The 8,619-nt window shown below is 47.6% G+C and carries 5 protein-coding genes; 2 read left to right on the top strand and 3 right to left on the bottom strand.

Features of this window, described 5'->3' with window-relative positions:
- The first annotated feature begins 183 nt into the window (after positions 1-183).
- Entirely contained in the window at positions 184-756 is a 573-nt protein-coding gene (locus tag IEW74_RS15150; protein WP_188666697.1) for a NapC/NirT family cytochrome c, read from the top strand.
- Positions 757-908: 152 nt separating this feature from the next.
- On the opposite strand, the gene IEW74_RS15145 is transcribed toward IEW74_RS15150, so the two are convergent.
- The 3 genes from IEW74_RS15145 to IEW74_RS15135 are packed head-to-tail and all read right to left on the bottom strand — an operon-like array spanning position 909 to position 5,219.
- Positions 909-1,682 carry a response regulator gene (locus IEW74_RS15145; RefSeq protein WP_188666695.1) on the bottom strand — a complete coding sequence of 258 codons (774 nt, stop codon included), beginning with the start codon at positions 1,680-1,682 and terminating at the stop codon, positions 909-911.
- 57 nt (positions 1,683-1,739) lie between these two features.
- Positions 1,740-2,204: a thioredoxin-dependent thiol peroxidase gene (bcp, locus tag IEW74_RS15140; RefSeq protein ID WP_188666693.1), complete on the bottom strand. Its 465-nt coding sequence runs from the start codon at positions 2,202-2,204 to the stop codon at positions 1,740-1,742.
- 12 nt (positions 2,205-2,216) lie between these two features.
- Positions 2,217-5,219 (bottom strand): bifunctional [glutamine synthetase] adenylyltransferase/[glutamine synthetase]-adenylyl-L-tyrosine phosphorylase, encoded by a 3,003-nt coding sequence (locus IEW74_RS15135; protein ID WP_188666690.1) that lies wholly within the window; start codon positions 5,217-5,219, stop codon positions 2,217-2,219.
- A gap of 93 nt (positions 5,220-5,312) precedes the next feature.
- Between IEW74_RS15135 and IEW74_RS15130 the strand changes: the two genes are divergently transcribed.
- Positions 5,313-8,588: a YhdP family protein gene (locus IEW74_RS15130; protein WP_188666689.1), complete on the top strand. Its 3,276-nt coding sequence runs from the start codon at positions 5,313-5,315 to the stop codon at positions 8,586-8,588.
- The last annotated feature ends 31 nt before the right edge of the window (positions 8,589-8,619 follow it).

Genomic DNA, 8,619 nt, shown 5'->3' with positions numbered 1-8,619 from the left:
CATTGTCAATATTTGCTGTGATGCATGGAACCGCTTGAGTGATCAACCGTGGAGAATTATGTCCATTGGGAACAGGGAATGGCTCTATCGGTCATAGCAGGTGCATTTTGGTATAAGAGCATATCGACATAGCACTCATTCTTCGAACTTGAAGGTGAGTGCTGTTTTTTTATAGGGGGGGATATGATCAGCAAGTTATGGAAGTTTATATCAAAACCATCGCTACGGTTTAGCTTTGGGACCATCTTTGTTTTTGGTGGAATAGCAGGAATTATATTTTGGGGAGCATTTAACTATACTCTCGAAAAAACGAATACTCTTGAATTCTGCATTTCTTGCCATGAAATGGAAAATACAGTTTATCAGGAATATAAAAAATCAGCTCATTTTTCAAATGCCTCTGGGGTAAAGGCTACATGCCCTGACTGTCACGTTCCCAAAGACGGGATGGCTAAAATAATTCGAAAAATACAAGCATCGAACGAACTTTTACATAAAGTTTTGGGAACAATTGATACTCCCGAAAAGTTTGAAATTCACCGTCTGGAAATGGCCGAACGGGTCTGGGCTACGATGAAAGAAACCGATTCTCGTGAATGCCGGAACTGTCATAGCTATGCCGACATGGATTTCCATAAGCAAACACGCAGGGCAGCTGAAAAAATGCAGGAAGCTGTTAAAAATAAGCAAACCTGTATCGAATGCCATAAAGGGATTGCACATAAACTCCCTCAAACAAATGATGAGGATCGGTGAAGCCTAAAATTGCGAGGTTAAGCTCGAATTTTCTCTGTTTTTAGACTGTGCAAGGCGCTCTCTAGATTTAGAGCGCAGGTCTGATAAAAAACGGCGGACCTTTTGGTGTGTGTCCGCCGTTTTTAGTCTATCTCATGCAACTGTTGTCAGAATTAAGTGATCTGGAAACGACGCAAGCAATCAGCAATATCGTCGCCGAAGTGCTTTCCTTTGCGCACCAGACCGACGGAATGGGGTAGGGCTTTCAGGCTGGGATGGCCCCAGTCATTACTGGTCAGCAAGGCAAAAGGAATGTCCTTGGAAGCCGGCATGGCGGAAAATGCATTGGCAAGATCAATGCCGGACAGTTCATCAATTTGACCGGAGGCCAAAACCATATCCGGTCGTGTGCGTACCGCAATTTCAAAGCCTTTAAAGGATGATTTGGCAAAAGAAACACGATAGCCGCATTCCGCCATTTCGCGCTCAACAATATGGCCTGTGGCCTTGTCGGGAACGATGACGAGAACTTCGATATTTTTCTTTTCCAGATCACCAAATTCGTGGACAAATTTACTGGTAGACGGCAATTCGCGTACCAGTTCGGCCCCCGCATTTGGTTTGCCGACTTCGAGGGTGCCGTCCAGTGCCCCTTCAATTTTATCCAGAAACATGCGGACATTATCGCCGTGCGGTTCCGCCATTGTGTCGATACGTTCCAGATAATCTTCCAGACGATGTGACAGCATACTGACGATACCGAAATCGGCCGCATGGGCCTGAGCACCTAATAGCTGGACGTTGCGGCGCAGTTTCGCCATGTCGTCGCTATTGAAGTTCGAACGCAGATTTTCGCGTTGAACTTCAAGCTGGTTCATAATGTCGCGTGCTTCTTCTAAAAATTCGTTTTCGACCTGAATTTCCAGATCGCTTTTATTACCGGCCATGTGATGTAATCCCCCATATTCGACTGATCAGAACATTATATGGAAAGTCTATAAAGTTCAAAGTGTTTTAACGGCTTCCAAGACCTCTGCAATATGGTCTTTGACTTTTACTTTGGGCCATATCTTTTTGATGATCCCGTTTTCATCAATCAGGAATGTTGTGCGCACAATCCCCATAAATGTCTTGCCGTACATCTTCTTTTCCTGCCAAACGCCGTATGTTTCGCACAAGTCGCTTTCTGCATCGGACACAAGGGGGAAGTTCAAGTCCTGTTTGGTTTTAAAGTTGTCATGGCGTTTGACGGTATCTTTGGATGCCCCGATGATAACGCAGTTCTCAGCTTCAAAAGCCGCGCGTTCATCACGAAAACCTTTGGCCTGTGTCGTGCAGCCCGGCGTGCTGTCTTTTGGGTAGAAATAGAGGACAACTTTTTTACCGCGCAGGCTTGAGAGGCTGAGCTCGCCGTTGCCGTCGGTCGGAAGTGTGAAATCGGGGGCTGGGCTGCCTACTTCAAGTGTCATGGTTCGTGATCCTTATTGTTTATTGTCTTGTAAAGTGATAGTCGATGCCGGTGTATCGATCAATTGTTTATAATGTTTCAAAACAAGATCTGCTGAATTTTTCATCCGTTCACAGAGCATATCGAACGAGGGTTCCCCGCAGGCCTGAACAAGGTCGTCTTTTAAGGCATGAGGCAGATCACCGCCGTCTTTCTTTTTCAATTCAGCCGCAACGGTGAGGCGCAGGTAGCCCTGAATGATGTTCCATAATTCGACAGCGGATATCAAATCATTGGCCATTGCTTCATCGATAATCTCCAGATCGCGGGCCTTATGTAAAACATCAATCGTGTTGTTTTGCAGAATGTCAGGATAATCGCAGGCATGACGTAGTTGCAGATATTGCGCCATAAAATCAATGTCGACGATACCACCGCGATATTGTTTGATGTCCCAGACGATATCCGTGTGATGTTCTTTATCCATCCTTTTGCGCATATCAGCGACATCAAAGAGAAGCTTATCATTGTCACGTTGTCGACATAGAACGTCCTGAATGTGTTGTTCAACTTTGGCGCTGAGGGACGGCGCGCCGCTGATTACACGTGCGCGGGTCAGGGCCATGTGTTCCCACGTCCAGGCAGCTTCATTGTGATAACGGATAAAGGAGTCCAGACTGGAGGCAATTGGGCCGGAATTGCCCGATGGTCTTAGGCGCATGTCGACTTCATAAAGCATACCATCCCCGGTGGGGGCGGTCAGGGCATTGATAAAGCGTTGTGACAGGCGTGCGTAATATTGCGCGACACTCAGGCTGCGCTCGCCGTTTGATCCGATGCAGTCTTCGGGGGCTTCATATATAAAGACAAGATCAAGGTCACTGGTTGCGGTCATGTCTCGACTGCCTGCCTTGCCGAGACCGACGATGCAAATTTCGCCTTGCTCGATAATGCCGTGTTTTTGAGCCAACTCATCGATCACGCAGGGCAGAATTTCCTGAATAATGGCTTCTGCAATATGGGTTTGTGCCAGTCCTGACTCTTTAATCGTGATGATTTGACGCAAGGTTTGTACGCCAACCTGGAACTTACGATCATTGGCCCAACGCCGTGACAGATCCAAAACATCTTGAAAGTCACGCGCCTGTTCCAGAACTTTTTGCAAATCCTCGCGTAATTCAGTGACATCGGGAAGGGGTGTAAAGAAATCGGGTGTGAGAACATATTCCAGCAATGTGGAATTACGGGCGAGGTGTTCAGCCAGACGCGGGGCTTCGCCCATAACCTCGGCCACCAAATCTAAAAGATGTGGGTTGACCTGAAACATGGAAAAAAGTTGTACGCCTGAGGGAAGCTTGCTCAGGAAATCGTCAAAATGACGAAAGGCCGTGTCCGGTTCTGCCGTTTGTGCAAGGGCGTGGAGGAGGGCCGGCATCAAATCGGTTAGAATTTCGCGCGAACGCCGGCTTCGTGTTGCGCGATAGCGGGCATGATGCCAGCCTCGCACGGTTGTGTCGACAAATCCGGGGTTTTCAAAACCAATGGAACGCAGGTATGTCAGGGTACCGGGATCAGGGTCGCCACCGGTAAAGACAAGGTTTCCTGTTTCTTTCGCATGGGTGTTTACCTCGCTGCTTTCTTCAAACAGTTCGGCGTAATAGGTTTCGACCCGTTCCAAGTGTGCGATGAATTCTGTTGCAAAACTGTCCTTATTTTCATAACCGAGGAAAATTGCCAAACGTTCCACGGCCGCGTCATCTTCGGGAATGGAATGGGTTTGTTCATCATTGGTCATCTGAATGCGATGTTCGACCTTGCGCAGGTATTGATAGCTTTCAATGAGGTTATCGCACACGTCTTGCTCAACCTGTTCTGCATCAACCAGTGCTTGTAAGGCTTTACATGTCGGGGCAATCCGAACGTCAGGATTGCGCCCACCCCAGATAAGTTGTTGGGTCTGGGCGTAAAATTCAATTTCGCGAATGCCGCCGTGGCCCAATTTGACATTATGTCCGTTCAGGGCAATGTTATGTCCGCCTTTATGCGCATTAATCTGGCGTTTAATGGCATGGATATCCTGAATTGCCGCAAAATCCATATATTTGCGCCACATATAGGGACGCAAAATTTCAAGGAAGGCGTAACCGGCCTCAATATCGCCGGCAACCGGGCGGGCCTTGATCATGGCAGCGCGTTCCCAGTTTTGCCCAATACTTTCATAATAGGTTTCAGCCGCCAAAACGGATAGGGCTAACGGGGTGGAACCGGGGTCGGGGCGCAAACGAAGATCGGTGCGAAAGACATACCCATGTGCGGTGCGGTCATCCATCATTTGCACCAGTTGTTTGGTCAGGCGCACCATATTTTTTTGTAAATCCCACGGATCGTCTGTTTGAATAACGTCGGTGTCGAAAAGAACAATAATATCCACGTCACTGGAATAATTCAGTTCGCGCCCCCCAAGCTTTCCCATGCCGAGTACGATCAAGCCGGACCCTTTTTGTGGATGGTTTTCCGGGTCGGGTAATTTAAAATACCCGCGTTGATGGCCTTCGCGCAAAAGTGTCCCACAGGCATAATCCAAGGACGTTTCGGCCAATGTTGTCAGGTTGTCGGTAACTTGAAAAACATCCCATGTCTGACAAATATCAGCCAAGGCGATGGTCAGGGCCGCTTTTCGTTTGGTGATTCGCAACTCTTTGGCCATGGCTTCGCGTTCGGGTTGAGTTTCCCAGAAGGCTGTAAGGTCTGACATAAGCTGTTTAAAGGTCTTGTCCGGCCCTTCTTGCATCAAGGTGGAAAAGAATAAAATATCTTTTAAAACACAATGGGTTAAGAATGGGCTGTTGCCGAAAATAGAGCAAAATATTTTGCGTGCCTGTTCATCTTTTATAAGATGGGTTGCAAACGCCTTGCGTTCAGTGTCATCAATGCGCTCGCAGGCTTCTTGCCAATGAAGAAAACCGACATCTGCTTTTTCTGTATCAGAAGCCTGTGGGAGAGGGCTGTTAACCGTTTGGTACCAAAGTGATGTCATAATAATATCCCCCAGCTGTCAGCATCTTGTTTTTGCAACAGTGCGCCAACTGGATTTGTTTATCAAGTATGAAAAAGGATTGGATTAAGCCCGGTGGTCTGGAAGACATTAAAACATACACTCCAGATAGTTAGCGCGGTTCTTGCCGGGATTGCGTTGCTCGCGCTTGTGATTGCGTGGAAGTTGTCGCAAGGTCCGATTTCTCTGCCGCAACTGACCCCTTATATTCTGGACGCTGTTTCGCACAACACCCGTGGTATGACGGTCAAAATTAAAGATACGGTCCTGAGCTGGGAAGGGTGGGAACGCACCCTTGATATTAAAATTGTTGGTGCCAGTATTTTTACACGGGACGGTCGCCGTCTGGCTTCTGTGCCTGAAGCATCCTTGTCTTTAAGCGCGCAAGCCTTATTGAAAGGCATCGTTGCCCCCAGCAGTATTGAATTGATTGAACCACAAATTAATTTGATGCGTCATGGCGATGGGACGTTTGCTTTTGAACTGGGCAACGGCATGACGGTGCGGGCAGACCGCGCTTTCCGACTGGATGATTTTATCGGAAAAACACCGGACGCGAACCGTCCGCTCAGCTTTTTGAAAAAGCTTGTCGTGCGTAAAGCAACGCTTGATTACAATGATCGCAAAAACCAAACCAGTTTGATTGCGCCCAATACGTCTTTTGAATTGGAACGTATCGGCGAAACAATGGTGATGGATATCGGTTTGGAAGTGTTGCTTGGGGGCAAGCCTGCAAAAGTCGATTTGAATGCCTCTTATAACCTGACGACGGAGATTTTAGATACTCAAGCAAATATTGGCACGCTGAATGTGGGGGATTTGTCCCTTTTATTGCCGGAACTGGATATCCTTACACCACTTCAATTTGATCTGGAAGGCAAGGTCAATATTGCCCTTGATACAGATTGGAAGGTCCGTTCCTTTTTTGCGGATTTGAAATCGACGAAGGGGAAATTCATCCTCCCTGAACCGGCGAAACAAGCCCTGAGCATTGATACTATGGCGTTGCGCGCGGCCTATGAAGATTTGGATGGCAAGCTTCGTATTCAAGAAGCCATGCTGGCCCTGCCGGTGGGCACATTGGTAAAATTACCCCAACCGATCGAAGACTATATCCCGATGGAAGTTGTGCGCCTGAGCGGGGAATATGATACGCGATTAGACCAGTTTCAGTTGGATGACTTGAATTTTGATTTGGGGGAAGGGCCTACGGGCACTCTGAAAGGTACATTCGCGGGCGTTTTAAATGGTCCTGATCGTTCGGCTGATCTTGTCGGGGAGTTGTTAAGCGTTAATCCGTCCAATTTATATCGGTATTGGCCACGTGGATTGAATGATAATGCACGCGATTGGATCGTCAATAATATTTCCGAAGGCATGGTGCATCGGGCCGGGATCAACATTTCGTTGAGTGCCAATGAAAAGGGTGACATTTCCTTGCATCATGTGTTTGGTGATATGGAGATGGATGGTGTCAGTGTTGATTATTTATCGCCCATGCCCAAAGTCAGAAATGCCAGCGGTTGGGCAAAATACGATCATCAGTCTTTTAAAATTACCGTGACAGGTGGCGAGGTCGATACCATCAAGCTTCAAAAAGCACAAATCGATATTGTTGACTTAGATGAATATGATCAAAGACTTAACATGTCTTTAACAGCAACCGGCCCATTGCGCGACACATTGACCTTTATCGACAATAAACCATTGGGATTTGCCAAGGCGTTGGGGATTGCGCCTGAAAAAACATCAGGTGAGGCGGTGACGGATATGACGATGTCTTTCCTGTTGCTGCATGATCTGGATTGGGATGGTGTCGATGTACAGGCCAAGGCCAAGGGGTCGAACATTGCAATCAAGGATGTCATGTTCGATGAAGATATCAGCAAAGGCGAGATTAATCTGGTCGTTGACAAAAAAGGAATGGATGTCGAAGGCAAAATTATCCTGGGTTCGATCCCGGCAGACTTGAAATGGCGTGAAAACTTCACACAAAATACTTTGTTTAAACGCCGTTTCTTATTGGATGGTGTGGTGAATGAAGACCAACGGATTAAAGAATTGCGGTTGGATTTCCCACCTTTCAATAACAAGATTATCGATGGGCCTGTTCATGTGGATGCGACCATTACCGAAGATTGGGGTGGGATTGGTATTTTGGAAGCCTTTGCCGATTTAAAAGGGGCTGAAATAGATATTCCTGTTATTCATTGGCGAAAAGAAGCCGAAGGGGAAGGGGAAGCCTATGCCAAGGTCAACTTTAATTCTGATCGTTTAATCGGTGTGCCTTATTTCTCGGTTTCCAGTGGGGATTTAAAGGCGTCCGGGTCGATTGCGCTGGATGCGCAAGGCAAACAAATTCAGACGATGCAGGTTTCCCGCTTTCAGGCCGGAAAAACAAATATCACGAGTGGCACAATCCTTTATTCCCCCCGTGTGGGATGGGAGCTGGATATTACTGGGGAAAGTCTGGATCTGACGCATGTGCTGAAAAGCAGTCGTCAAAATAGTGAAAACGCACAGTTGGACGAGGAAAAAGACACGGATTTGCCCGGAACCTTTTCCGGCCGATTTGATCGTGTCTGGCTGGATGATGAATATACGTTGGATACGGTGGCTGGCGCGCTGTCTTCGGATGGTAAAATCTGGACGCAAGCCCATCTCAGCGGCGTGGTTGGTGGTGGAAAACCTTTTATGATCGATTTGTCACCCGATGGACAGAACCGCAGATTAAAAATGGAAACGGGGGATGCAGGCGCTTTGTTGCGGGCCTTGGACATGTTCGACGATATGAAAGGCGGGGATTTGACCATCGAAGGGGTGATCAATGATGATGCCCCGCGCCGTCCCCTTGTGGGGAGCATTCGCATCAGTGATTATCGCATTACCAAGGTTCCCGCATTGGCAAAACTTTTAAGCCTTGCCGCCTTGACCGGTGTACTGGACAGCTTACAGGGCGATGGGATCGGTTTTTCCTCGCTGGTGTCACCGTTTAAATACGATGGGGGTGTGATTGAATTTAAAGATGGTCGTACAAACGGTATTTCACTTGGTTTGACGTGGGAAGGCAAGATTTACACCTTTGCCAAGGTCGCCGATATTTCAGGAACGGTTGTGCCTGCTTATGGATTAAATTCGTTGTTGGGCAATGTGCCGATCTTGGGCAATCTCTTTTCCGCCGGGGAAAAAGGTGGTGGTTTGTTTGCATGGACTTATACCGTTAAAGGCAATCTGGATGATGCCGATGTCAGTGTGAACCCTGTCAGTGCACTTGCCCCCGGTGTGTTGCGCAAACTTTTCCAAATCGGGGAGGGGGGCAGTCCGCCCCCGAAGGACGTTCCCAAGAAATAAAAAAGGCTTCCTCGTTTTGAAGGAAGCCTTT

The organism is Terasakiella brassicae (assembly GCF_014641495.1).
GTDB lineage: Bacteria > Pseudomonadota > Alphaproteobacteria > Rhodospirillales > Terasakiellaceae > Terasakiella > Terasakiella brassicae.
This window is presented reverse-complemented; position numbering and strand designations above follow the sequence as displayed.

Excerpts from the sequence above, each read along its gene's own strand:
- IEW74_RS15150 (WP_188666697.1), top strand. The coding sequence starts at position 184 with ATGATCAGCAAGTTATGGAAGTTTATATCAAAACCATCGCTACGGTTT.
- IEW74_RS15145 (WP_188666695.1), bottom strand. The coding sequence starts at position 1,682 with ATGGCCGGTAATAAAAGCGATCTGGAAATTCAGGTCGAAAACGAATTT.
- bcp (WP_188666693.1), bottom strand. The coding sequence starts at position 2,204 with ATGACACTTGAAGTAGGCAGCCCAGCCCCCGATTTCACACTTCCGACC.
- IEW74_RS15135 (WP_188666690.1), bottom strand. The coding sequence starts at position 5,219 with ATGACATCACTTTGGTACCAAACGGTTAACAGCCCTCTCCCACAGGCT.